This is a genomic window from Chamaesiphon minutus PCC 6605 (assembly GCF_000317145.1).
GTDB classification, from domain to species: Bacteria; Cyanobacteriota; Cyanobacteriia; order Cyanobacteriales; family Chamaesiphonaceae; genus Chamaesiphon; species Chamaesiphon minutus.
In genome coordinates this window covers 4,213,934-4,238,858 of record NC_019697.1, presented here as the reverse complement: position 1 = coordinate 4,238,858, position 24,925 = coordinate 4,213,934, and the positions used below count along the sequence as shown (strand labels likewise).

Genomic DNA, 24,925 nt, shown 5'->3' with positions numbered 1-24,925 from the left:
TTCGACCATTGACTCCAAAGGAAGGAAAATACTAATTAGAGCATTTTAGCTGACACTCGATCCGAGCGCCTCACCCAATCGAATGATACGAGCGCATTAGTTCAGGAGACTTAAGTCACAAATCTTTCAACTCTTTCAACATCCCCTTAGCACAGCACTGATTATCTCAGATGCACGTTGAGCTTTGCTACCGAGAGCGAACCTGAAAATAACTGAGATTTTTTTGCATCAATAGAGATCCATTAACGAGATCGGTGCGTATAACTATATATCTCGGCTGAATGAAAGTTGACATTCCTGTAATAGCAGGGATGATAAATAACGCTACGTGATCGAGGCAGTGTTGATGTATTGACGCTTGTAAAACACGCAACTAAATTAGGGTTAATGTGTGCAATTTTTCACTTATAAATGTATATTTATAAGTCTTTTCTTGTGTTAATTATTAATTAAGATTAATAAGCATTATGACTGAAGCAATATCGCTAAAAAATGTGCTTTCGGACATAAATTTTCATCGATATAAGTCATGTAGCTTAAATTCGATTGGTATTCGATCGCATGACTAACAACCTATTAATTGGCTTGTTAGAATGCAAATATGTCATATATATTGTCAGTCAAAATTATGCTTAAAAACAATAAACTTACTTTCGCTAGTGCCAGTATTATCTGGGGATGGACAGTGTTGATGTCGCCGATCGCTCCTAGTGCTCAGGCTGTTACTTTTACTTACAGTGACACTACGATAGATGCTCCTACATGGGTTAGACCTGTTGACAATGGACCCAATCCGCCAACTAGCGTCTCTAACAATACTGTCAACTATAGTGGTTTCGGATTTACCGTTAGTGCCGCAGATAACTATATTTTTCAGAGTACTGCAAACTTTGATAACTATACTTTTCTTTATCAAAATACCTTCAATCCCACGTTTGGTAATGAATTAAATAATATCGTCATTGGTAATGACGATAATCCAACCTTGGGCTTATCTGGATTTACCACAGCCCTCAACCCTGGCACTAATTATTACTTTGTTACGACTGGTTTTGATAATAATCAATCTGGGACTTTCACCAATAGTATTACTGGTGCGGGCAATGTTTCGGCTATCCCTACCGCAGTACCAGAACCAGCGACAATTTTAGGTACTTTAGCAGCTTTTGGTTATGGTGCGTATGCCAGACGCAAAATGAAACTCGCTGAAACGATCGACAAAAATATATCTTAGTTGTCCGAACGCAAGCTAGTTAATTATTCAAGCGTCCATGATTTTATTAGTGATTATAAAGATCCATTCTGAAATTAGCAGCGTATATACAAGTAAATCGACAAATCTATCCACTCAATCATTAAGTAGCAGGATCGCATATGGCAGTTTCAATTTTTAAGTTTGCTAAGTTTAACTGGAAAAAATCGCTAGTTCTGGGTGGCATCTCGCTTGCGGTAATGTTGGCAGCAACTAGCTTGCCACAATATTTGATGGCTTCCGATCACGATGACGGTGAGGTCGATGCTAAAGGTCGCAGCTTGAATTTGACTGATTTATACGCATTTCGGGAACAAGATCAAAATTCAAATGCCAACCCTAGCGATCTGGTCTTGGTGATGAATAGCAATCCCCGCTCGATCGCCCGCCAGCAGTACTACTTTAGTACTAACGCCCGCTATGAATTTAAACTGACTCGCGTCGCCAATAAGGACGCTACACCCACCGGACAAGAAGATGTCATAATCCGGTTTGAGTTTGGTGCGCCCAACGACCAACAGCAGCAGCAAATCAAGATGACTGTCATCAAGGATGGACAGACCACCTCAGCAACCAATCTTGTCACCACGTCACTACAAACCTGAGTTCGATGAGGCTGTGCCTCATCATCAAATCAAGTCTCTGACTGTGCTTGAGTCATAAACATCAATTATTAAAATGAGATATTTCCAAGTCATTATCAATAAGCTTTGATTATTGATAATGACTTGGAAGTAAAACGTCGATCGATAATTACAAATAATTAACAATTAATAAGTTATTAAAAGTTCTGAGGAGCGGTCGGCAAATAAAAGTACAAATAGCATTGCAACCCTTATGTATAATCTCTGATTCTGGTTAAATTAATATATATATTAGAAAACCACACTTAGATGATGGACTTAACCGAACTATTTTGTGAAATAGATGATTTCTGCCAAGATTGGCTGGCAACTTTTTCATCAATATCTTTCCCTGCCAACGGTAATAGCTTACCAAAACGCTGCGGCCTATCACTGAGCGAGGTCATGACTATTTCTATTCATTTCCATCAGTCAAGCTATCGAACATTTAAGGATTATTACCTCAAAAATGTTTGTCAAAACTTAACTGATTATTTTCCAAAATTGGTTAGTTACAATAGAATGGTGGAGTTGATGCCAAATGTTTTAATAGCTTGCCTTTATTATCTCAACTCTCGTCAAGGTAAGGTGACTGGAATTAGTTTCGTGGATAGCACGGCTATTCCAGTTTGTCACCCAAAAAGAATTAAAAGAAATAAGGTTTTCAAAGAAACTGCCAAGCTGAGTAAGAGTTCTATGGGATGGTACTTTGGATTCAAGCTTCATTTAATTATTAATGATTGCGGAGAGATATTAAGCTGCAAAATCACACCTGGCAATGTCGATGACCGCACACATTTGCCATCAATGACACAGGGAATATCAGGAAAAATATTTGGAGACAAAGGATATATTAAGAAAGAACTATTTGAAGAATTATTAAATAAAGGATTGCAGCTAATTACGCCACTAAAATCTAATATGAAAAACAAGCTCATCTTGATGGATGACAAAATATCACTTCGGAAACGCTCGCTGATTGAAACGGTAAATGACCAGTTAAAAAATATTTGTTATTTAGTCCATTCTCGCCATCGGAGCTTGCATAATTTCATGCTAAATCTGATTACAGCATTAATTGCTTATACTCATCAACCTAAAAAGCCGAGTTTGAAGCTAGATGAGCCTGCTCAAAACTTCTTTAGTATTGTTCCTATTTAGCCGATTATTTATTTATTAACTTAACTCAATATTTTCAATCATTAATCATCTTAATGATGGGTTTTATCGTGCCAAAATTTACATAAAATTTGCTATTAAGCTGAACATGTTGTCACATCTGAGTTCGATGAGGCATAGCCTCATCGAACTCAGGTTACAAGCTGCCAATGCCCAAAGACCGATCGTCAACCAACTCTCAGCCGGAGGCTCCAAGCTTTCCGTGTTTGCGGGTTTGCGGGAAGATCCATTTGTCTTTGATGTCGAGCAATTTTTCCGGGTGCGAGCTGGGGCATTAGGCATCGGGCCTGCCGTTGGCTTCCGTCCGCCCGCTCAAGCAGTGGATTCATTTAAAGGTTTTAACGTCAATACGATCGCAATTCGGCTGCCGCTGCAATTTTTGCAAGGTAATAGTGGCGCAACTACTTACGATATCTGGGAGACAATTTCGCTCCGCGATGCCAATGGCAACTATCAGCAGGTCGAACGCTTGGCGCGTCCTGCCATCAACGAGGGCTTAATTGTCAGCAACGACTTACTCAATACCTTCAACAGCGTACCACCGACTGCCGATCTCTCTCCAGCAGCAGCTCCGATCGGTGCAGAAGCTACCCGCACGCTCAAAGCGTTGGGAAATGACACTAATCGGACGAATGCGCTCCTAGCCGCCTTTTTACCAGATGTGATGCGGATCGATACCACGGGTGCTAGTGGTTATGGCAATGCGCTCAATGCGCTCGGTAGTCCCATTCGCGGGCGGCTGCTCAAGGATGATGTCATCGATACGACTCTAAGCGTCTTAACTAATGGCGCAATTAAGGGCGATAACGCCACCTATGAGGGCACTTCAGGCAACCCCGCGCAAGGGCACAAACCATTGGAATCGAGTTTTCCTTATTTAGCCTTACCAAATTAAGTAGTCTGTGGTGAGCCGCGCGATCGATAACTGTCGCAGCGACATGCGGTCAAAGTCAGATGTTTCAGGCATTTAGATCGATCGCGATCCAGGAATTGGAAGCTCGAACAGACTTCCAATTCCTTTTAGTTGGCATAGTCTTTGGCCGATCTCCAGGATTTCCGCCAGTAGTCGGCACCCCATCAAAATCTGCGCACGAATATTGTAGATAACTGCCATGAAATATCCGCTACTTTCCGCTCTAATCCTCTGGGTGACAACGATCGCAGCTCCCTGTTTGGCTCAATACACGTCATTTTCATCAAGCTCGGATAGTTGCTCTAATTTGTGCTTCAAGGTCGATCTTGGCTCGACAATCACTGATGGCTCGTCTTTTGGCTCCAACAGTTTTAACAACGGTTTTAATAGTGGTTCTAGTTCTGGTTCCAATGGTGTGCGCTGGCAGGTAGGCATCACTTGGCGACCGGGTGCGCCAGAATTTTCATTAGCAGAAGCAGATCGGATCAAACGTCAACTAGAAGACAATCGTAGCTTAACGATCGCGCTAGCAGAAGCGATCGCCCAAAACAAAACTGAAATGGCGAATGGACTGGCGATACTTTTGGCTCCGAGACTAGGCTACAAAGATCCTCGTAAACTAATTGCCGATCTCAAAGAAGGCTCGATGAATATTGGTGCCGCGAAAGTCGAGATGCAAAGCACGCCCACTATTGCGCCAGTGCCGATCGCACCACCACCGAACGATCGCCGAGAAGGAACCACGATCGTCATTCCAGCCTCCGTCCAGCCGCCAGGGACGCCCGCGCCCCCAACGATTATCGAACTTCGGTAAATTACCCGTACTCACTAAACAGACATGCAAATTTCTCCGATCCAAAGAGCGTCTGAGCGTAAAAAATTGCTCTGGTTCGGTGCGCTGCTAGTAATCGTTAGTGGCACGATCGCATCTTATTTGCTACTCACCGCCCCACGTACCAATCCGGCTTGGAAATATCGGTTTCCGCGTCCAGCAGTGGGGAGCATTACCAAAAATATCCAACAGGAAATCGCCTTTCACCAACGCATCATTCAACAGCAACCGACAGCGGGACTAGCACGAGCGGCATTGGCGCAAAATTATTTAAAAATGGCGCGGGCGACTGGAGACAGTAGTTGGTATCTACTTGCCCAACAAACAGCCCAGCAATCGCTCAACCAGTTGCCATTTTATAACTATGGAGCGATTTTGGTGCTAGCAAAGGTATCAGCGGCAAAACATGACTTCACCCAGTCATTAGCTTTAGTCAAACAACTGCCCCCGCAAGCTGAATCCCTTTCTCTGTCAACAACTAACTATCTGGCTTTGGGTAATGCTAACGCCGCCCGAGTAGCTGCCGACACCGCAGTCCGCAGGATGCCCAGCCTCAGTAATTTCGCGCTCAGAGCTTTGGTAGAAGTCGCTCAGGGACAAGATGCCGCCGCAATTAAAGATTTTAAAACCGCGATCGCGGCTGAAGAACCGGATGAGGCGGGGAGTTCGGCGTGGGTGCGGACATTATTGGGGCGGTTTTATTACAAGAGGGGACAACTTCAGCAGGCGGAGGAATTATATGATTCTGCCTTACAAATCTTGCCAAAATATCCGCCAGCCTTATTAAATCTGGCCGAATTATCCGTTCGACGGTGGCAAGCCGATCCCACTCAACCGCAGCACCAGCGACGCGCCGTTGAATTATACGATCGATTTTTCCTCACTAATAATCAGCAAAACCCTACAGTCCACGATCATGTTGCCCTCAGAGGTTTGGCGCGAGTCCAACGGTTGCAAGGCAAGATTGCGCAAGCCAACCAAACATGGGAGCAAGCGGTGTCGAGATTGCGATCGGATCTGACGGGTTTCGGGCATCGGCGGGAGTTGGCGCAATTATTGCTGGAATGGGGACAGCGAGCAGATCGCGCCGAGGCACTGGCTTTGATGCAAGCCGAAATTAAAATCCGCCAAGATCCTGAAACTTGGGATACCTTAGCGGCTGCTTATTTACAGACGGGGCAGCTAGAACGGGCACAGCAGGCGATCTCAGCAGCATTAAAGTTGGGAATCCGCGATCCGGGTTTATTAGATCGAGCGGCGGTTATCGCCCAAGCTAGAGGGCAATCGGCGCAAGCCCAGAAGTATCGAGAAGTAGTTAAATCGATCGATCCGACGTTCGATGCTGGAGCGAGACAGGCTTTAGGGTTAGGTGTCGGATTATCGGGATTGAATTAAAGAATCACCTCACTCGAATTTTATAGCGGTTGAAGCTCGTTAAAAACCAATCGAAAATAACTATATCGATATGAATTTTTTCACTCACTTTTGGCTTAATGTCTACAATCGAATCCCCAGATTTGGTAGAAATGCGAGCGCCGTATTATTAGGAGCGATCTTAAGCTTTAGTTTAGTTATGCCCAGTCAAGCACATTGGGCAGATCTAGCAGTAGCAGATATTCAGATCGCTCAGAAGAATGTCGAATTAAATCTAACGATACCGACTGGTTTAGTCGATCGATTTGATGATGACAAGGATCTAAAATTGTCAGAACTAGAAATAACTACACATCAAAGCGAACTTCGGCAATTTTTGAATGAAAAAATTCAACTAACAGCAGCCGGACAAAAAAATGGTGTCTCGATCGTGCGATCGACTCTTGCCAAAACCTCGCAACCGAATCTCATTGCGGCACCCGACACCCACAGCACCTTACTATTGCAATATCGCTGGGCAGAACCCGTGAGCCAATTGCAAATGTATTACGATTTGTTCGTACCTGGAGTAAACACAGCGCGGTGTTTGGTACAGGTATTTAGAGATGGTAAGGTCGATAATATTGTCTTTACACCAACTAGCAAAAATGCCGATCTCATCGATCCGCCCATTTTACAGCAGATTACTAGTTTTATCGGACTGGGCATCGAGCATATTTTAACTGGTTACGACCATATTTTATTTTTAATTAGTATCTTAATGCTAGGTGGCGGATTGAGATATCTTATTAAGGTTGTCACTGCATTCAGTATCTCGCATTCGATTACTTTAACCCTAGCAGTTCTCAACATTGTCTCCGTCCCTAGTCGCTGGGTGGAGATATTTATCGCTCTATCGATCGCCTATATTGCTGCCGAAAATTTGTGGCGGAAGGAGCCTAATCTGGCGAGATGGCAATTAGCCTTTGGGTTTGGTCTAATTCATGGCTTAGGCTTTTCTTCAGCTTTACAAGAGTTAGAATTACCTCGAAATAATTTAGCAGTTTCTTTACTTAGTTTTAGTGCTGGTATCGAAATCGGCCAGATCTCGATCGTGCTTTTGACGTATGTTTGTTTATCTTATCTGCGCAAATTGCCTTGGGATTTAGCGATTCGCCGTCTGATTTCGGTAGGGGTAGTCGTAATGAGTGGGATCTGGTTTTGGGAACGCGCTTTGATGGGATAGTGAATAGTTGCAAGTTGTTAGCTCGATCGACAGAGTTAGTTTATTGTATATTTCTAGAGAAACGCTTTCCTCATCGAAACTATACCCCTCAACCACCGATACCGACTTGACAGGATCGACATTTATTGCAAATCCAGAAAATCTACTACTTTTGGTAGATGAATCAGTCAATAACTTTTGATAGTATCCAAATACCATAATGATGTGGCCGAAGCAAAAGACTTTAGATAATAGTTTACAAATTGGGGATTATAGTAGTGGAGCCAATCGATCGAATACTCCGTAAATATCTATTTAATTTGGTGCCGATCTGCTTTGTTGCCATCAGCAATTCAGTAATGTTGCCACAACCTGTCTCGGCACAGACAACAAAAGAGTGCGACCGGATCTACAATTTGGATACCTCAACCTGGACGAACGAAAATCTCGCTGCATCCGAGTCTAAAGCTAGAAGCTGTTATACTAACTCACTCGCACAGCTTTCAACTCCCAATCGTCGCTATTCAATCCGCGAAAGAAATTTGCGCAAGGCCATGCGGCAAGTGCAGAATACTCACTATCGGCAAAATGGCACTTACATTCAGGTTAATAGAAATAACATTCGGGAGATGATGAAAAATATCGGTGCTACCCCTTCAGAGAGACGGTTTGTCATCCAACAAATGTCACTTTATCAATAGCCAATTGGCATTAAAGATAAAGCGATCGGGAGCGTAGTTATGGCTATCGCTACAAGCTCTTAGTCCAGTCATTGCCGGATCGTCAAAATAAAAGCCCTCCTAATAATAAGGAGGGTGGGGGGATAAATAGAACTTGGTAAGGAATGAGGATTTAATAACGTGTAATTCTTCCTTGTGTAGGGACAATTCAGGAATTGCCCTTAGTAGGATAGATCTGTATAGTATTAAATCCTCATCCCTAAATTAACTAGCTTAGATTTAGGCAACTCCAAACACGATCGCTAAACCCAATACCGCCCCAAAGACAATCAAGGCGTAGAATTGAGCGCGCCCGGTTTCGAGATATTTCAAACCTTCACCACCGAGCAATGTTGCTAAACCAGTGAGATTCACCGCACCATCGACAACGCGGTAATCGACTTCCATTACCTGACGGGCAACTCGGCGCAAACCGATGACGAAGACGCTATTGTAGATATCATCGATGTACCACTTATTCAGGGAGAGATTGTATAGCGCGGGAATTTTGGAAGCGATCGCGCTGGGATCGATTTTGCGACTGAGATACATCAAGGATGCTAACGTAATCCCGATTAGGCCGATGCCGACAGAACTACCAGCCATAATTAAGAATTCATTGAGATCGAATTCATGTGCGTGTTCCACGGCATGTCCGGGTGCGGAAATAAACGCTTCAAAGTAGTTATTGAATGGCGTTCCGACTAATCCGATTAAGGCGGATGGCACCGCGAGGATCAGTAGCGGTAAAGTCATGCTCCACGGCGACTCATGGGGCTTGGCGGCGTGGTTGTGAGCGTGGGCATCGTCGTGATGGTCGTTATGAGCGTCACTACCACTCGGACGTGCGGCTGCGAGTAATTGCTTTTGAATCTTGGTATCGTTGCCCCGGAAACTGCCCTCAAAGGTCGAGAAATACATCCGGAACATATAAAATGCGGTCACCCCTGCGGTGAGGAAACCAACCGCCCACAAGAGCGGATTTGAGGCATATGTGGCACCGAGAATTTCGTCTTTCGACCAGAATCCGGCAAAGGGAGGAATTCCTGAAATTGCCAGGGTACCGATAAAGAAGGTACCAGCAGTGACGGGCATATGCTTCCGTAAGCCGCCCATTAAGCGCATATCCTGAGCGAGAACGGGGTTATGTCCGACGACATCTTCCATACCGTGAATGACGGAACCAGAACCTAAGAACATCATCGCTTTAAAGTAAGCGTGAGTCATTAGGTGGAATAAACCAGCCGAATAAGCTCCGACGCCCATGGCCATTACCATGTAGCCCAGTTGGGACATGGTGGAGTAAGCGAGACCTTTTTTGATATCGTTTTGGGTAATCGCGATCGAGGCACCCAAAAAGGCTGTAACTGCGCCAGTCCAAGCGATAGTATCCATCGCAGCGGGGATATTCTCGAACACGGGATACATCCGGGCGATGAGATAGACACCAGCGGCTACCATCGTTGCAGCATGGATCAGTGCGGAAATCGGCGTGGGGCCTTCCATCGCATCTGGAAGCCAAACGTGGAGCGGGAATTGAGCGGATTTGGCAACTGGCCCCATAAAGACGAGGATCGCCAATAGGGCAGCCAATCCGCCCCCAATTGCACCCGATTCGACGAGTTCTTGGAGTCTGTCGCCCATAATTTGGAAGTCAAAGCTGCCAGTCGCCCAGTAGAGTCCGAGCATCCCTAGGAGCAAGCCAAAGTCACCGACGCGGTTGGTAACGAAAGCTTTTTGACAGGCATCGGCGGCGGCTTTACGATCGTACCAAAAGCCAATCAGCAGATAGGAACACATCCCTACCAATTCCCAGAAGATATAGACTTGGACGAGGTTGGGACTGACGACTAAGCCCAACATTGAGGAACTAAATAAGCTCAAATAGGCGTAAAACCTCACGTAGCCGGGATCGTGCGACATATACCCGTGGGTATAGATCATCACTAAGATGGCGACGGTGGTGACGATGACCAACATTAATGATGTCAGATGGTCGATCGTGTAACCCATATTGAGATGAAAAGTGCCCGCAGATGCCCATTCAAAAGATCGAGTAACAACGGGATGTCCTTGAAATTGACTGATGAGCAGGGCGAAGGACATCACCATCGCCGCTCCAAGTAAGGAAATAATTAGAACTGCATTGAGATCTCGCAGTTTGTTGGTAGCTTTGTTGAGTGAAATCAATCCCAATCCGACTAGCATCGCCCCAGTCAGGGGAAACACTGGAATCAACCAGGCATAATCGTATAGTGGTTCCATGTATGTACTTAAATCTAACGATCGAGGATGGACAGACTAAATCTTTGGCGATTGATGGCAAGCGTGACGTGAATGAGTATATTTGGTTCGGAGCGATCGCAGTGTGCTCTGATGCCACATTCATTATGCTTTAATTAGCCGATCGTCGAGGTTTAGCTGCCGATAGCCAAATATCTATGCGATCGGGTGTCCTATGAGCAATTATACCGATCCCCATTAACGGTAAACGATCGATGGCGGACATTAGTCAATATTCGTCAAGGTAAATCGATGTTTCGGTCGATCGGAGCGGTGAATCTAACACCGCCCATCTCAATTTAGCCGATCGAGCGCGTGGATTGCTGGCTATTTCGGCATCGCTGGCGATTATCGGCTTTTTAGTTAATACCTTAAGCAGTTCGTTTTCGCGGAGAGTGTGTTTGACAATCCGATCCTCCAAACTATGGAAACTAATTAGCCCGATCTTACCTTCAGGCTTGAGCCATGTTGGTGCCACTGCCAGAAACTTTTCGAGCGAACTCAACTCTTGATTGACCACAATCCGCAGAGCTTGAAATGTCCGCGTCGCTGGATGAATGCGCCCGTAACGGTAAGACTTCGGTACGGCACCACCGATCGTATAAGCTAATTGGGTTGTCGTCGTAAATGGACGTCCGGCGACAATCTCCCTCGCAATTTGCCGAGAGAGGCGTTCTTCCCCATAGGTGAAAATAATCCGTGCCAATTCGACTTCCGAAGTCTGATTGACTAAATCTGCGGCGGTCATCCCTTGAGAACGATCCATCCGCATGTCCAATGGTGCTTCATTGCGAAAACTAAAGCCGCGTTCGGCGAGATCTAATTGCACCGAACTGACACCCAAATCGGCAATAATCCCATCAAATTGTCCTCCCGACGGCTGATAATCGGCATAATTTCCATGCCAAAATGTCACGCGCTCTCCATAAGGTGCCAGTCTATTTTTAGCAGCATCTAGAGCTTGCAAATCTCGATCGATCGCGACTAGCCGCACATCTGGCGCAGCCTGCAAAATCAGTTCGCTATGTCCGCCACCACCAACTGTGGCATCTAAATAATAACCACCTGCAACTACCTCCAACCCAGCGACGATCTCCTGGCTTAATACTGGAATATGCAAAAAATCCATTAAAGGGTAAAGGGTGGGTGGGTAGATGGCTTGCACTGAGCGAAGTCGAAGTGGTGGATGGGTAGGTAATGGGTAATGGGTAATGGATTGGAATTGCGCTCCCTGCTCCCCGCCTAAAACCTAAAGCCTAAAGCCTACCCCCTAAATTACCAGTCACACAAAAAGAGGTCAGACAAATAATGTCTAACCTCTTTTTGAAAATTTCTGAGTACCCCCAAGGGAAATCGAATCCCTGTCGCCTCCGTGAAAGGGAGGTGTCCTAGGCCTCTAGACGATGGGGGCTTGTTTCAGACATTTATCAATATACGAGATATTTTCGGAGCTGTCAATACCTCAGCCAGATTATTTTCTCGATCGAGATCGCCACTACGATCTGCATGAATATATTTAGAGATCGAGCCGATCGAGGGGAAGATCGATCTATGATGGGAATTCAAATCTGATGCTCGTTTCCAGAGGCTTTGCCAAGGCTTACCATGACTACTACTCATTCACCCAATCCTAGCGTCGCTACATCCTTACCCTTCATTCGCAGCGAACTTGCGAGTTTGCAGGCATACACGCCCCATCCTGGCGGGACTGAGGGGCAATCTGTGGCGATCTCGATCGACCGAGTAGACACGAATGAGAATCCCTACGATCTGCCGCTAGAGATAAAGCAAAAATTGGCGCAGCATTGGGTAGAAGCCATCGAAAGCAATCGTTATCCCGATGGCGGACATCAGCGGCTCAAGGCAGCGATCGCTGAGTATGTAGTAGAATCGGCAGGAATGAACGTTGGCGCAGCCTCGCCTTTGGCGATACGGAACGAGCATCGGCTCCTTCCCAGTCAAATTAGTGTGGGCAATGGTTCGGATGAGTTATTGCGATCGATTCTGATTGCAACTTGCATTGGTGGTGAGGGTAGCATTTTAGTAGCCGCACCGACATTTAGCATGTATGGCATTCTGGCCAAGACTTTGGGAATACCTGTCGTGAGTATCGCTCGAAATGCCGACTTTGAAGTCGATGTGGCTGCGGCTCAAACGGCAATTCGCGATCGACAGGCGGCACCAATTAGGGTGGTATTTATGGTGCATCCCAATTCGCCGACGGGTAATGCGCTGAGTGCAACAGAGTTAGACTGGATGCGGAGTTTGCCAGCAGATATTTTGGTAGTCATCGACGAAGCCTATTTTGAGTTTAGTCAACAGACTGTGGTTGCCGAATTAGCCGAGCATCCAAATTGGATTGTCTTGCGGACATTTTCTAAAGCATTTCGACTGGCGGCGCATCGCGTAGGTTATGCAGTCGGACATCCTCAGCTAATTGCCACTCTAGAGCAGGTAAGGTTGCCTTACAATTTGCCGAGTATGTCTCTAGCCGCAGCCGAGTTAGTATTACAACACCGTCTTTCCCTGCTGTCAGTTCTGCCAGAACTTACGAACGAACGCGATCGCTTGTTTGTAGCACTAAGTAAGTTTGACGCGCTCAAAGTGTGGCGCAGCGATGCTAATTTTCTGTATGTGCGGATGTTGGAAATCGAGAATCCCGAGCTAGCGATGGCACAGCTAGTTACACAGTTAAAAATCCAAGGCACATCGATCCGCCATACTGGGGGTGGCTTACGAATTTCGATCGGTTCTCCAGCAGAAAACGATCGAACTATTATTAGAATCGGTGACTTATTACGAGCGTTTTAGCAAGACAAGATAGTTGAAATATCCTAGTGCTTGGTATGGATCTGAGGGAACCTACAATAGATTTTAAATTCTTTAATGCTGAAAATTGCACGATAATTTTTAAGCCTGACGGGGCGACAGGTCGCCTGAAAACTCGGCAGAGAGACAACTCTAGACAAATAGTATCAAAAAAGATAGGGTAAGAGAGCTTCTTACCCAAAAAACAATTAAATGTTACCAGAATTGTATCATGCCCATTTGTCAGAAAAATTCACACGCGGTAACTACTTATTGACAATTTTATTGATTCAAGTAGTGCAATCTATTAAAGAAGTCACGCTAGAAAGCATCGCAACAAAACTAGCGATGCCAATTAAATTTGAAAGCAGAAGAAAAAAAGTCCAGAGATTTTTATCAAATGATGAATGGGATTTAGATAATGTTTGGTTATCACTAGTGATTGCTTGGATTAAAGGCAATGTCAAACAGAATAATATTATATATTTAGCAATAGATCGAACCAAATGGCAATCAAACAATATTTTGATGGTCAGTATGATTTGGCGAAAGAGAGCAATTCCTATTTATTGGCAAATGCTTGATAAACAAGGGAACAGTACATTGGAAAACCAACAATTAGTATTAACCCCAGTATTCGCTGCCCTATCAGATTATAGCTTGTTGGTACTGGGAGATCGTGAATTTTGTAGTGTTACTCTTGCGAACTGGCTTAGAGAGCAGAAAATAGATTTCTGTTTACGACTGAAAAAGAATGTTTGTATCAAGACTGAAGAGGAATTGTGGACTGAACTGAAAAGGCTAGGATTAGAGCCAGGAAATAGCTTTTTTAATCAAGAAGTAACAATTAGAAAAACTGCACCAGTTGAAGGATTTAACCTAGCAGGTAAATGGCTAGGTAAATATCGAAATATTACCACAAAAGAGCCTTGGTATATTCTGACCAGCTTGGCAGATCTACAAGCAGCAGTTGATACCTATGCTAAAAGATTTGGAATTGAGGAGATGTTTCGAGACTTTAAGGGCGGAGGATATAACTTAGAAAAGACTAATTTAACGGGCGAACGATTGAGCAAATTATTGATTTTGCTATCACTAGCATACTTGAAGAGTATCATCCAAGGGATAGATATCAAATCAAAGCAAGTTCAAGAATATCTCGGCAGAAAAACAGAACATCACCGAAAATATGCTAGACATAGCACTTTCTATATTGGACTCTGGGGTGAATCATGGGTCGATTCAACATCTAGTAATTGGCAGGTTGTTGTTGAATTAATGTCTTTGTCCCCACATAAACTACCTAATTATCAACAAGGCTTGAGAGCTATGAGACTTATCCTATCAGCGTTATAGGCGACAAGTCGCCCCGACAGTTTTTAAGCTTATCGATCGCTACTGCATTCAAGTTCAAGCTACTACTTTAATTTCAGTTTGGCAATAGTTTGCAAACTTAGTTAAAATTTTTACGTTAAATTACCCATTGATAAAAGTATCGGCAACTTCTGGCGGTTTGTTTGCCAACCAGCTAAACCCTACTACTAGGACTAGAGGAAATAAGGGGGAGCCTTCCCCAGATCGGGGTGCGCTGAGCACCATAAAAACTCGCACCCAATAAATACTTATCCTTTGACAGCACTAAAGAAAATTAGATATCGATCGCCACCAGCTATTGTATTGTACTAAATAACTTCGATCGTTTCGCTCAAATCCCATGCACTTAATTTTGTACAGCAAAATCGGCTGCCACCTCTGCGAAGGCTTGCAAGAAAAACTCGAACAAATTATAGAACCCGAGATTCACCTCGAAATTCGCGAAATTACCACCAACCCCGACTGGTTCGATCGATATCAATACGAGATCCCAGTACTATGTTTGCAAGTTGACGGCACCGAGCGAACCATCCCCAGGTTTTCTCCTCGCGCTGGAGTCCCCCAAGTGCAGCAAATTTTACAGCAATATTTGCAAAATGGGTAAGAATTAAATCCAACACTCTGCTTCGAGCCTATTCATTTACCATCCCTATGAAACTACGCGAACTTCTGTCTCAAAGCCAAATTAACCTCTCCAGCGACCATCCCAATTTAGATTTAGAAGTAACAGGCTTAAAAACCAACTCCCATGCTTGCACCACTGGAGACTTATTCATCGGGATGCCCGGAACGCGAGTCGATGGCGGTGAATTTTGGCAAGGCGCGATCGCCGCAGGAGCAATCGGAGCCGTAATTTCACCCGCAGCCGCAGCAGTTCACCCACCAACTGGAGAAAATTGTATTGCGATCGCCGCAGACATGACAGCAGCCTGTGCAGCTCTAGCTGGCAACTTTTATCGCCATCCTGCCCAAACCCTAAAAATGGTCGGCGTCACGGGTACTAATGGTAAAACTACCACCACCCATATCATTGAATATTTACTCGCTCGAGCCAACATTTCCACCGCACTGCTCGGCACCCTCTACACCCGCTGGCAGGGTTATCAAAAAACAGCTACCCACACCACCCCCTTCGCCGTCGATCTCCAACAACAATTAGCCCAAGCCCTCGCCGCAGGCTCTAAAGTTGCCTTAATGGAAGTCAGCTCTCACGCGTTGGATCAAGGGCGCGTCATGGGCTGTCCGTTTGAGGTGGGCGTATTTACCAACCTGACTCAGGATCACTTGGATTATCACCAGAACATGGAGAACTATTTCCAAGCCAAAGCCTTGTTATTTAGCCCCGAATATCTTACTGGACGTGCGATCGTCAATCTCGATGATGAATATGGCAAACGATTAATTGGCCAAATTTCAGCCGATTCTCGTTCCGAGAGGCTTCGCCAACGAGTCTGGAGCTACAGTACCACCGATGCAACTGCCGATCTGTGGACGAGCGAACTCGCGTACAGTCAAACGGGCGTCAGCGGAAAACTGCATACACCTCAAGGCGAAATTGACTTCAGCTCGCCCCTAGTCGGCGATTACAACCTCGAAAATCTCTTAGCTGCGGTGGGGACTGCCTTACACCTCGGCATGAGCTTAGAACCGATCGTCGCCGCGATCGAGAATTTTCCGGGCGTACCCGGACGGATGGAACGCGTCCAAATATCGCCCCAGCAAGACATCACCGCGATCGTCGATTATGCCCACACCCCAGATAGTTTGGAAAGCCTTCTCACCGCAGCACGTCCCTTTATCCATGGTAAAGTAATCTGTGTGTTTGGTTGTGGTGGCGATCGCGATCGCACCAAACGCCCGCAAATGGGCAAAATTGCCGCCGACCTTGCCGACCTCGTAGTGGTAACATCCGATAACCCTCGAACAGAAGATCCCGCCCGAATTCTGCAAGATGTCGTCGCTGGCATCGATCGCACCGCAGGCGTCGAAGTGATTGCCGATCGCGCTCAAGCCATTGCCCAAGCCATTGCCATGGCAGCACCGGGCGATGGTGTCCTGATCGCAGGCAAAGGACACGAAGATTACCAAATCCTCGGCACCGAAAAAATCCATTTTGACGATCGCGAACAAGCTCGTGCGGCTTTGAGTAAAAAGTTTGGAGGGTAAGATTTAGGCTTTAGGCTTTAGGCTTTAGGCTTTAGGTTTTAGGCTTTAGGTTTTAGGCTTTAGGCTTTAGGCTCTAGGTTTTGAGACGCTTGCGTCTATCTAATGCACTATCGACATTGCCTAATCCCTAAAGCCTCTTCCCTCATACCTAAGACCTAAAGCCTAAAGCCTAAAGCCTGTTTCCCCCTCTCCCCATCCCCCCGTCCCCCCGTCCCCCAGTCCCCCGTTGATGGAAAACCCCCCCCCTCCAGAACTCAGCTTAGGTGACTTGAAAGATGAGCTGATCGCCCATCTGATGCAAGAATTGTGTACGCCCTTAACCAATATCAAAACAGCCCTCAAACTGCTGGAATCGCCAGTTCTCAAGCAACCACAACGGCAGAGGTATTTAGGCTTAATTCGTGGTGAGTGCGATCGCCAAAACTCATTAATTAACGGGGCAACCCGACTGCTGGCACTCGATCGATCGCCAGATCGAGCTGGAGTCGTGCCGCTTCAGCTCGCCCAGATCGTGCCTGGAGTCGTTAGTACCTATCAACCTTTAGCCGCCGAAAAAGGCGTCAGGCTGGGCTATACTATCCCCAGCAATCTACCGCCAATTTTGTGTGTGGAAACATGGGTACGGCAAATTGCGATCGATTTATTGCACAATGGCATCAAATATACCGCCGATGGCGGTCAAGTTTTCGTCCAAGCTTCCGTGCAAGGTGAGTACGTGCAATTAGAATTTCGCGATACTGGCATCGGCATCGCCCCAGCCGAAATTCCTAAAATTTTCGATCGCTTTTACCGCGTTCGCCATTTACCAGACGAGCATAACAATGGTGCGGGTTTAGGCTTAACGATCGTCCAAAACATCCTCCTCCGCTGCGGCGGCTCGATCTCCGTTATCAGTCAAGTCGGCGTTGGCTCTAAGTTTCGCGTACTATTACCGACTGGCGGTTAGACGGGTAATGGGTAATGGGTAATGGGAATCAAGAACAATTACCCCCATCTTCCAGAACCCAGCTCTCTACCTAAAACCTAAAACCTAAAACCTAAAGCCTAAAGCCTAAAACCTAAAGCCTAAAACCTCATTCCCTCGTGCCTAAATTTAAATTTAAGTTTCTAGTAGTTAGAGCCATTAAAGTTCTGTTGGTGGGCTGTATGCTGGTATTTTCTGTCAGTGTTTATGCCCACAAAATCGAACCCAATTGGCTGGAAATCACCGAAACTCAGATCGAGTTACCTCAATTAGATCGTGCCTTTAATGGTTATCGGATCGTCCAAATCAGCGATCTCCATGCTGGCGATGGGATCGATCGCGCCCAGCTAGAAAAAGTAGTCACGCTTGTCAACGAGCAAAATCCAGATTTGGTAGTAATTACAGGCGATCTCGTCAGCCGTTTGCCCAGACAGCATGTGGATTTATTAGACACGCTCACCAAGTTGCGCCCGCGCGATATTACGCTGTCGGTACTGGGCAATCATGACGTATTTAACGACGCGAAACCAGTTCGTCAGGCGATCGCCAAAGCTGGGGTTACCTTGCTCGAAAATACTATCCATACCATACATCGCCAGCAAGCTACATTACACATCGCTGGGGTAGGTGATGTCTTCTTCAAACAAGACGATCTCGATCGAGTCTTGAAGCAATTACCCGCTACTGGAGCGGCAATTATGCTCGCTCACGAGCCAGATTTTGCCGATGAAGTTGCTGCAACTAGACGATTTGGACTCCAGCTATCGGGACACTCCCACGGCGGACAAATTCGCTTGCCCTTCTATGATGGCTACGTGCCAGATCTCGCTCGTAAATATCCCATAGGACGATATCAAGTTGGCGACATGACTCAGTACACCAATCGCGGCATCGGCACGATCAAAGTCTATTCCCGATTTAACTGTCGTCCAGAAATTTCGGTATTTAGTCTAGTTGCAAGCTAGGCTTTAGGTTTTAGGCTTTAGGCTTTAGGCTATAAATGTTAGTCTTTAGATGTTAGTCTAAATAACGCTTGCGTCTTCTCTAACGCCCTAAAGCCTAACACCTAACTCCTAACACCTAATCCACATGGCATCTATTCGTGAGTTGCACCACCAGCTTGTTACCAAAGAACGATCGGCAGTAGAAATCGCCACCGAAGCGATCGCGCGAGTCGAGCAACTCGAACCTAAACTGCGGAGTTTCTTATGTACCACACCGACACAAGCTCTGGCACAGGCACGATCGGTAGACGCCAAAATTGCCGCAGGTGAACAAATTCCCCTCCTAGCGGGTATTCCGATCGCACTCAAGGATAACATGTGTACCCAAGGCATCGTGACTACCTGCGGTTCCAAAATTCTCGCTGGCTTCATACCGCCTTATGAGTCTACTGTCACCCAAAAGCTGCAAGATTTAGGCGCGGTATCCTTGGGCAAAACTAACCTCGATGAATTTGCGATGGGTAGTTCTACCGAAAACTCTGCCTACCAAGTCACCGCCAATCCTTGGGATCTAGAACGCGTACCGGGCGGATCTTCAGGTGGTTCGGCTGCGGCTGTATCGGGTTCAGAATGCGTTGTATCGCTCGGTTCCGATACTGGCGGTTCGATTCGTCAACCTGCGGCTTTTTGTGGCGTGGTGGGTCTAAAACCGACCTATGGATTGGTATCGAGATTCGGACTGGTGGCTTATGCCTCCTCGCTCGATCAAATTGGGCCATTTGCGCGGACGGTAGAAGATGCAGCCATACTATTGGAAGCGATCGCGGGTTACGATCCTAAAGATTCCACCAGCCTAAAGATTGAGATTCCCAAGTATTCCCAACTATTGACCCCAGACTTACCAAAGGGTCTTAAAATCGGCGTCATTACCGAAACTTTTGGCGAAGGTTTAGATCCGCAAGTTGCCGAATCCGTCCATCAAGCGATCGAGCATTTTCGCGCTTTGGGTGCCGAAGTTCGAGAAATTTCCTGTCCGCGTTTCCGCTACGGTTTACCCACCTATTATGTGATCGCTCCTTCCGAAGCCTCGGCAAACCTAGCTCGCTATGATGGCGTCAAATATGGATTTAGAGCCGAAGCTGACAATCTGATGTCCATGTATACACAAACTAGGGCTGCTGGATTTGGTGCCGAAGTCAAACGACGGATTATGCTGGGTACCTACGCGCTTTCGGCTGGTTATTACGATGCCTACTACCTCAAAGCTCAAAAGGTACGAACGCTAATTAAAGAGGACTTTGAAGTAGCCTTTAGTGAGGTAGATATTTTAATTACCCCTACCGCCCCGACGACGGCTTTTAAAGCTGGCGAAAAAACTGCCGACCCCTTGAGCATGTATCTCTCTGACTTGATGACTATCCCCGTCAATCTCGCTGGATTGCCTGGAATTAGTATCCCCTGTGGTTTCGACGATAAGGGAATGCCGATCGGTTTGCAGTTGCTCAGTAATGTATTACGCGAGGATCTCTTGCTGCAAGTCGCTCACGTTTACGAGCAGACAAATGAATGGTATAAGCGATCTCCTAGTTTATAGAGTCATTTCAACATTACCAAATTCAGACATCAGAATGATGTCTGGGTTTCTTGTACCTGCACTGAGTCAATCTTTTATGAAGATTCTCTTAGTGTAGGCAGTCTAGGAGGCTAACAGGGATAAATAAATCTAACTAGGTATGCAGTTAGTCAGCGGTTGTGTCTTTTCGCGCTAAACCGTCGGGAGACCCGACGAGCGCGCGACGCAAACCACCGCTAGTGATGCAAAGTCCGCCTACGCGGACTAATATCTTTGCTTAACCGAACCATATTGGCTCATCATCGATCGCTGCTCCATAAATTCGTTATGCAATTATCCGAACTAGAAGATATCATTGCCACCGCTAAGCGTGAACGCTGGTCTATTTTACGGCTAGGTGTTAATCAGCTCACATTTTTACCAGACACTATTGGCGATCTTACAGATCTAACCGAGCTACACATCACATGGTTTTCGCTTACTAGTTTGCCGGAGAGTATTGGCAATCTATCTAAGTTGACTCGACTTTATGTAAGAAATACTAAAATTGCTAGGTTGCCAGAAAGTATTGGTAATTTATCCAATCTAAAGGAGCTAGATCTTACTTGGAATCTAATCGAAATATTACCGACCAGTATTGGCGATCTATCTAATTTAACTCATTTAAATCTAAGTCATGCTACCAAATTAGCTGAGTTGCCAGATAGTATCGGAAATCTAAGTAAATTAACCTATTTAAATCTCTCGGCTGGTGTCATCACAACTTTACCAGAAAGTATTGGTAATTTAGATCGACTAAAACATCTGAATTTATCCTGGTGCAGTCAACTTCAACAAATCCCAACTGCAATTGGCAGCTTAAAAAACTTAACTCATATCCAATTATGGGGGAGCGGTCAGAGTTCGATCTTTAAAACGATCGAACAACTTGGAGCACAGAGTAATTTAACCCATTTATATATAAATTCTAGTTCGATAGTTACGATACCAGAAAGCATAGGTAACTTAAGTAAATTAACTCATTTAGATTTAAGTCATAATCGACTTAATAGTTTACCAGAAAGTATCGGACTATTGAAAAATTTAGTTTGGTTAAATTTAAAATGCAATAACATTGCGATTTTACCAATAAGTATCGAACATCTTGTTAATCTAACATATCTTAACCTATACAGTAATAAGTTATTAAGAAATAGAAGCGAGAGCATTGGCAAGCTAATAAATCTAAACTATCTGAATCTATCGAACAATAAAGTCGACATATTATTTGATGGTATTGGTAATTTAAAAATGTTAAATGAATTGCATTTAGGCAACAATTGCTTGACCTCATTACCAGAGAATATTGGAAAATTAACTAAATTAAGTTGTCTGCAATTAATCAATAATAAGATCGTAGACTTAACTAAAAACTTTGGCAATCTTGTCAATCTGAGAAAACTAAATCTTAATGGCAATAACATTAATAGATTGCCAGATGATATTGGCAATTTAAAAAAGTTAAAAGAGTTGTACTTGTGGAAAAACAACCTTGAAAAATTACCAGATAGTATTGGCAATCTTACAAGTTTATCCATACTAGATTTAGGGCGCAATCAAATTAGTGAGTTACCAGATACAATTGGTAATCTACATAATATTGAAAAGCTAGATCTGTATAAAAATAGATTAACTTGTTTGCCGGAAACTATCAGCAATCTACAAAGTATATCTCATTTATACTTGCAAAGAAATTACATTAAGCTTCTACCCGAAGGTATGGGTAATCTCACGAATTTGAAAAAGCTCAAGATTTGGAATAATAGACTTAGATGCTTGCCTGAGAGTATTGGAAATTTAGCAGCCAATCTACAAAGTCTGAAAATTCGGAATAACAGACTTAGATGTTTACCGGAGAGTATTGGAAATTTAGTGAATTTAAATAGTCTAGATTGTACAAATAATTTGCTAACTGATATCCCGAAGAATATCGGAAATATTACTAACTTAAAGACACTTAATCTAACAAAAAATCCATTAACCGATCTAACCGACTTGTCTGTGCTCCAAACTATACCAAATCTAACTGTACATTGGTTACGGGTCTTTCTCCCCCGTCGCTACTGGACAAAAGTTAGTGATTGGAAACCTGAATGGCTCTTAGAGGAAAATAATGCGGAAATCAAGCGCGTACTGATTCAGCAGGTAGGTTACGAGAAAATTTGTCAGGAATTAGGTGCAATCGAAATCGATCGATGGCGGGAATATACATTACTAAAGATTGGTGATATAGAAAGATTCTACGATCGAACTTTACGCCAAACTGTATCGGAGCCAATGCTATTACTTAAAATGACTTGTCCCTCTACAGGCAGTATTCATATTCTGCGTGTACCCCCGCAAATGACTAGCGCACAAGATGCGATCGTGTGGATAAATTGGGGAATACACCCCGACCAATTTACTGTGCAAACTTAGATGGCGAGCGACCCCCTCTGATAAAATCTATATTGACACAAATCGATATAGGTTGATAAAATACCGTTGTCCGTCAATATCGATATACGTCGATATACCTATGCAGCACTCTCGTGAATTGTTAGCAGAATTCATTGGCACCTTCGTGTTGATATTTGCTGGCACGGGAGCCGTGATGGTCGATAAACTCAGCAATGGTGCCGTTACCCATCTGGGCATCAGCATTGTGTTTGGCGCGGTGGTAACGGCGTTAATCTATAGCCTTGGTCATATTAGCGGCGCACATTTCAATCCAGCAGTGACTTTAGCTTTTTGGCGCAGTGGTTTTTTTCGGCGTAATTTAGTGTTGCCCTGTGTTTTGGCACAAGTACTAGGCGCGATCGCGGCTTCTCTGCTCTTGCGACTCTCTCTAGGCGCAGTGGGCAATCTTGGCGCGACGATGCCGCGCGACGGAAACTGGTTGCAATCCTTAATTCTAGAGACAGTATACCCACAGCCTAAAGATACCACCAAGACAACAGCATTAAAAGCAGCGGTTGAGTGGGCATTGACGACAGGGAAGGCTTCAGCCAACGATCTGGGCTATCCACCCCTAGATGATGCTTTAGTAGCTAAAGCAAAAGCGGAACTCAATAAAGTTAAATAAACTTCCAAATTTCCCAGATCTCTAAGTCAGTACCGATCGCAAGGATACTAATTGTGATTGGACGATTCGATAGTAGATCCAGGTGCCGCGCCGCTCTTTTTGTAATAAACCTGCTTCATACATGACTTTGAGGTGATGGCTGACTGTGGGCTGCGACAGTCCGAGGGATTCTACCAATTCGCAAGCACACACCTCTCCACTTGGCTGGGCAGCAATTAAACTCAACAACTGAAGCCGTGCTGGTTCGCCTAATACTCGAAACAAAACTGCGGCACTAGCTGCTTCTGTTTCGGTTAGACGACCTGCTAACAAAGGTGGACAACAAAAAATTGGCGGCGTTTTTAAAGATTTCATAATTTCTATATTGACATAAATCGATGTGAGTTGATATTATATCGATGATTGTCAATATATATTGATATGAATATAAGTATTTAAAAATTAGAATTTCGAGAGAGGAAAACTAAATGACAGTACGGGTAGGTATCAATGGATTTGGACGGATTGGACGGCTAGATTTGCGGGCAGCGTGGGAGTGGCCAGAAATAGAATTCGTGCATATTAATGAGGTCAAAGGTGGAGCTGAAGCTGCTGCGCACTTACTCAAGTTTGATTCTGTCCACGGACGTTGGGCACCAGACGTAGAGGCTGAGAACGGGAAAGTCTTGATTGACGCTAAACCCCTAACTTTTAGCGAACATGCTCAACCTGGAGATGTTCCTTGGCAAGATTTGGGTGTCGATCTAGTACTAGAATGCTCTGGTAAATTTAGAACTCCCGCAACTCTCGATCCTTATTTTAAGGGTGGTGTCCGGAAGGTAATTGTAGCTGCTCCGGTGAAGCAAGAAGCCCTGAATATCGTCATGGGAGTCAATGATGGGCTTTACGAGCCGGATAAACATCATCTGCTAACAGCCGCTTCTTGTACTACTAATTGCTTGGCTCCAGTCGTCAAGGTAATTCATGAAGGTTTGGGGATTAAGCATGGAGTAATTACTACTATCCATGACAATACCAATACACAAACGATCGTCGATGCGCCCCATAAAGATTTGCGTCGGGCTAGAGCTACCAGTTTATCCTTGATTCCCACCTCTACCGGATCGGCAACCGCGATCGGCTTAATTTATCCCGAACTGAATGGCAAACTCAATGGTCTAGCGGTGCGTGTGCCTTTACTCAACGCTTCGCTCACAGATTGTGTATTTGAAGTCATGCGATCGACCACTATCGCCGAAGTCAATCAACTACTCAAAACTGCTGCCGAACAGGAACCGCTCCAAGGTATTTTAGGCTATGAGGAACGCCCTTTAGTCTCGATCGATTATAAAGACGACCCTCGCTCTGGGATTATCGATGCGCTCTCGACGATGGTAATCAATGAGACTCAAGTGAAAATCTTAGCTTGGTATGACAATGAGTGGGGCTATGCCAACCGGATGGTCGAACTCGCCCGGAAGGTGGCTCTGAGTATGGATTAGAATCATTTAGGTTGAGTAAAGCGAAGCGAAGCCCAACATCTCTAGAGCTGTGGGTTTGGCTCTACTCTGCTTGGTGCGCTATCTTAATTTGCCTAACCGTCAAGAAACAAGTGCGCGTGCAAATCGCTGCCAT

22 protein-coding genes, 1 tRNA gene and 1 pseudogene are annotated in these 24,925 nt (G+C 45.0%); 19 read left to right on the top strand and 5 right to left on the bottom strand.

Annotated features, from left to right (window positions below):
* Window positions 1-628: 628 nt before the first annotated feature.
* The 8 genes and pseudogenes from CHA6605_RS19375 (at window position 629) to CHA6605_RS19340 (ending at window position 8,078) form a co-directional block, all read left to right on the top strand.
* Window positions 629-1,234: a PEP-CTERM sorting domain-containing protein gene (locus tag CHA6605_RS19375; protein ID WP_051038935.1), complete on the top strand. Its 606-nt coding sequence runs from the start codon at window positions 629-631 to the stop codon at window positions 1,232-1,234.
* A 140-nt stretch (window positions 1,235-1,374) separates the two neighbouring features.
* Complete coding sequence (locus CHA6605_RS19370; protein WP_041549692.1) at window positions 1,375-1,857, top strand: DUF4331 family protein; 483 nt, start codon at window positions 1,375-1,377, stop codon at window positions 1,855-1,857.
* 291 nt (window positions 1,858-2,148) lie between these two features.
* Complete coding sequence (locus CHA6605_RS19365; RefSeq protein ID WP_015329006.1) at window positions 2,149-3,036, top strand: IS982 family transposase; 888 nt, start codon at window positions 2,149-2,151, stop codon at window positions 3,034-3,036.
* 178 nt (window positions 3,037-3,214) lie between these two features.
* Window positions 3,215-3,949: pseudogene (locus tag CHA6605_RS19360) on the top strand (DUF4331 family protein); the annotation flags it as partial.
* 217 nt (window positions 3,950-4,166) lie between these two features.
* Entirely contained in the window at window positions 4,167-4,781 is a 615-nt protein-coding gene (locus CHA6605_RS19355) for a hypothetical protein (protein WP_015161092.1), read from the top strand.
* 24 nt (window positions 4,782-4,805) lie between these two features.
* Complete coding sequence (locus CHA6605_RS19350) at window positions 4,806-6,194, top strand: tetratricopeptide repeat protein (protein WP_015161091.1); 1,389 nt, start codon at window positions 4,806-4,808, stop codon at window positions 6,192-6,194.
* A gap of 178 nt (window positions 6,195-6,372) precedes the next feature.
* Window positions 6,373-7,398, top strand: a complete 1,026-nt coding sequence (locus CHA6605_RS31840; RefSeq protein ID WP_157260037.1) for a HupE/UreJ family protein — start codon at window positions 6,373-6,375, stop codon at window positions 7,396-7,398.
* A gap of 257 nt (window positions 7,399-7,655) precedes the next feature.
* Complete coding sequence (locus tag CHA6605_RS19340; RefSeq protein WP_015161088.1) at window positions 7,656-8,078, top strand: hypothetical protein; 423 nt, start codon at window positions 7,656-7,658, stop codon at window positions 8,076-8,078.
* 258 nt (window positions 8,079-8,336) lie between these two features.
* Here CHA6605_RS19340 and CHA6605_RS19335 read toward each other — a convergent pair whose 3' ends face one another.
* Entirely contained in the window at window positions 8,337-10,361 is a 2,025-nt protein-coding gene (locus tag CHA6605_RS19335; protein ID WP_015161087.1) for an NAD(P)H-quinone oxidoreductase subunit 5, read from the bottom strand.
* A gap of 2 nt (window positions 10,362-10,363) precedes the next feature.
* Between CHA6605_RS19335 and CHA6605_RS36285 the strand changes: the two genes are divergently transcribed.
* Window positions 10,364-10,495, top strand: coding sequence for a hypothetical protein (locus tag CHA6605_RS36285; protein WP_269744510.1), 132 nt, complete (start codon window positions 10,364-10,366; stop codon window positions 10,493-10,495).
* Window positions 10,496-10,608: 113 nt separating this feature from the next.
* Here the strand turns inward: CHA6605_RS36285 and rsmH are convergent, their stop codons facing one another.
* From rsmH to CHA6605_RS19320, 3 genes are all read right to left on the bottom strand, one after another.
* Complete coding sequence (rsmH, locus tag CHA6605_RS19330; RefSeq protein WP_015161086.1) at window positions 10,609-11,508, bottom strand: 16S rRNA (cytosine(1402)-N(4))-methyltransferase RsmH; 900 nt, start codon at window positions 11,506-11,508, stop codon at window positions 10,609-10,611.
* A 209-nt stretch (window positions 11,509-11,717) separates the two neighbouring features.
* Window positions 11,718-11,790 (bottom strand) — tRNA-Glu (locus CHA6605_RS19325).
* A 5-nt stretch (window positions 11,791-11,795) separates the two neighbouring features.
* A complete protein-coding gene (locus CHA6605_RS19320) occupies window positions 11,796-11,999 on the bottom strand; it encodes a hypothetical protein (protein WP_041548284.1) in 204 nt (67 codons plus the stop codon).
* On the opposite strand from CHA6605_RS19320, the gene CHA6605_RS19315 reads away from it, so the two are divergent.
* The 9 genes from CHA6605_RS19315 (at window position 11,985) to CHA6605_RS19275 (ending at window position 23,311) form a co-directional block, all read left to right on the top strand.
* A complete protein-coding gene (locus CHA6605_RS19315; protein WP_015161085.1) occupies window positions 11,985-13,190 on the top strand; it encodes a histidinol-phosphate transaminase in 1,206 nt (401 codons plus the stop codon). The genes CHA6605_RS19320 and CHA6605_RS19315 overlap by 15 nt on opposite strands.
* 210 nt (window positions 13,191-13,400) lie before the next feature.
* Window positions 13,401-14,543, top strand: a complete 1,143-nt coding sequence (locus CHA6605_RS19310) for an IS4 family transposase (RefSeq protein WP_015157518.1) — start codon at window positions 13,401-13,403, stop codon at window positions 14,541-14,543.
* A gap of 358 nt (window positions 14,544-14,901) precedes the next feature.
* Window positions 14,902-15,165, top strand: coding sequence for a glutaredoxin family protein (locus tag CHA6605_RS19305; protein WP_015161083.1), 264 nt, complete (start codon window positions 14,902-14,904; stop codon window positions 15,163-15,165).
* Window positions 15,166-15,212: 47 nt separating this feature from the next.
* Entirely contained in the window at window positions 15,213-16,727 is a 1,515-nt protein-coding gene (locus CHA6605_RS19300) for a UDP-N-acetylmuramoyl-L-alanyl-D-glutamate--2,6-diaminopimelate ligase (RefSeq protein WP_015161082.1), read from the top strand.
* 229 nt (window positions 16,728-16,956) lie between these two features.
* On the top strand, window positions 16,957-17,673 hold the full coding sequence (locus tag CHA6605_RS19295; RefSeq protein ID WP_015161081.1) for a sensor histidine kinase: 717 nt from the start codon (window positions 16,957-16,959) through the stop codon (window positions 17,671-17,673).
* A gap of 137 nt (window positions 17,674-17,810) precedes the next feature.
* Complete coding sequence (locus CHA6605_RS19290) at window positions 17,811-18,656, top strand: metallophosphoesterase (protein ID WP_015161080.1); 846 nt, start codon at window positions 17,811-17,813, stop codon at window positions 18,654-18,656.
* 124 nt (window positions 18,657-18,780) lie between these two features.
* Window positions 18,781-20,229 carry an Asp-tRNA(Asn)/Glu-tRNA(Gln) amidotransferase subunit GatA gene (gatA, locus tag CHA6605_RS19285; protein ID WP_015161079.1) on the top strand — a complete coding sequence of 483 codons (1,449 nt, stop codon included), beginning with the start codon at window positions 18,781-18,783 and terminating at the stop codon, window positions 20,227-20,229.
* A gap of 306 nt (window positions 20,230-20,535) precedes the next feature.
* Window positions 20,536-22,665, top strand: coding sequence for a leucine-rich repeat domain-containing protein (locus tag CHA6605_RS19280; RefSeq protein ID WP_015161078.1), 2,130 nt, complete (start codon window positions 20,536-20,538; stop codon window positions 22,663-22,665).
* 100 nt (window positions 22,666-22,765) lie between these two features.
* The gene (locus CHA6605_RS19275) at window positions 22,766-23,311 is read left to right on the top strand and encodes an MIP/aquaporin family protein (RefSeq protein WP_015161077.1); all 546 of its coding nucleotides are present in this window, start codon (window positions 22,766-22,768) and stop codon (window positions 23,309-23,311) included.
* 21 nt (window positions 23,312-23,332) lie between these two features.
* Here CHA6605_RS19275 and CHA6605_RS19270 read toward each other — a convergent pair whose 3' ends face one another.
* Complete coding sequence (locus CHA6605_RS19270; protein WP_015161076.1) at window positions 23,333-23,665, bottom strand: ArsR/SmtB family transcription factor; 333 nt, start codon at window positions 23,663-23,665, stop codon at window positions 23,333-23,335.
* Window positions 23,666-23,778: 113 nt separating this feature from the next.
* Here CHA6605_RS19270 and CHA6605_RS19265 point away from each other — a divergent pair, with 113 nt between their 5' ends.
* Window positions 23,779-24,792, top strand: a complete 1,014-nt coding sequence (locus tag CHA6605_RS19265; RefSeq protein ID WP_015161075.1) for an ArsJ-associated glyceraldehyde-3-phosphate dehydrogenase — start codon at window positions 23,779-23,781, stop codon at window positions 24,790-24,792.
* Window positions 24,793-24,925 lie beyond the last annotated feature (133 nt).

Excerpts from the sequence above, each read along its gene's own strand:
- CHA6605_RS19375 (WP_051038935.1), top strand. The coding sequence starts at position 629 with ATGCTTAAAAACAATAAACTTACTTTCGCTAGTGCCAGTATTATCTGG.
- CHA6605_RS19370 (WP_041549692.1), top strand. The coding sequence starts at position 1,375 with ATGGCAGTTTCAATTTTTAAGTTTGCTAAGTTTAACTGGAAAAAATCG.
- CHA6605_RS19365 (WP_015329006.1), top strand. The coding sequence starts at position 2,149 with ATGGACTTAACCGAACTATTTTGTGAAATAGATGATTTCTGCCAAGAT.
- CHA6605_RS19355 (WP_015161092.1), top strand. The coding sequence starts at position 4,167 with ATGAAATATCCGCTACTTTCCGCTCTAATCCTCTGGGTGACAACGATC.
- CHA6605_RS19350 (WP_015161091.1), top strand. The coding sequence starts at position 4,806 with ATGCAAATTTCTCCGATCCAAAGAGCGTCTGAGCGTAAAAAATTGCTC.
- CHA6605_RS31840 (WP_157260037.1), top strand. The coding sequence starts at position 6,373 with ATGCCCAGTCAAGCACATTGGGCAGATCTAGCAGTAGCAGATATTCAG.
- CHA6605_RS19335 (WP_015161087.1), bottom strand. The coding sequence starts at position 10,361 with ATGGAACCACTATACGATTATGCCTGGTTGATTCCAGTGTTTCCCCTG.
- CHA6605_RS36285 (WP_269744510.1), top strand. The coding sequence starts at position 10,364 with ATGTACTTAAATCTAACGATCGAGGATGGACAGACTAAATCTTTGGCG.
- rsmH (WP_015161086.1), bottom strand. The coding sequence starts at position 11,508 with ATGGATTTTTTGCATATTCCAGTATTAAGCCAGGAGATCGTCGCTGGG.
- CHA6605_RS19315 (WP_015161085.1), top strand. The coding sequence starts at position 11,985 with ATGACTACTACTCATTCACCCAATCCTAGCGTCGCTACATCCTTACCC.
- CHA6605_RS19320 (WP_041548284.1), bottom strand. The coding sequence starts at position 11,999 with ATGAGTAGTAGTCATGGTAAGCCTTGGCAAAGCCTCTGGAAACGAGCA.
- CHA6605_RS19310 (WP_015157518.1), top strand. The coding sequence starts at position 13,401 with ATGTTACCAGAATTGTATCATGCCCATTTGTCAGAAAAATTCACACGC.
- CHA6605_RS19305 (WP_015161083.1), top strand. The coding sequence starts at position 14,902 with ATGCACTTAATTTTGTACAGCAAAATCGGCTGCCACCTCTGCGAAGGC.
- CHA6605_RS19300 (WP_015161082.1), top strand. The coding sequence starts at position 15,213 with ATGAAACTACGCGAACTTCTGTCTCAAAGCCAAATTAACCTCTCCAGC.
- CHA6605_RS19295 (WP_015161081.1), top strand. The coding sequence starts at position 16,957 with ATGGAAAACCCCCCCCCTCCAGAACTCAGCTTAGGTGACTTGAAAGAT.
- gatA (WP_015161079.1), top strand. The coding sequence starts at position 18,781 with ATGGCATCTATTCGTGAGTTGCACCACCAGCTTGTTACCAAAGAACGA.
- CHA6605_RS19280 (WP_015161078.1), top strand. The coding sequence starts at position 20,536 with ATGCAATTATCCGAACTAGAAGATATCATTGCCACCGCTAAGCGTGAA.
- CHA6605_RS19275 (WP_015161077.1), top strand. The coding sequence starts at position 22,766 with ATGCAGCACTCTCGTGAATTGTTAGCAGAATTCATTGGCACCTTCGTG.
- CHA6605_RS19270 (WP_015161076.1), bottom strand. The coding sequence starts at position 23,665 with ATGAAATCTTTAAAAACGCCGCCAATTTTTTGTTGTCCACCTTTGTTA.
- CHA6605_RS19265 (WP_015161075.1), top strand. The coding sequence starts at position 23,779 with ATGACAGTACGGGTAGGTATCAATGGATTTGGACGGATTGGACGGCTA.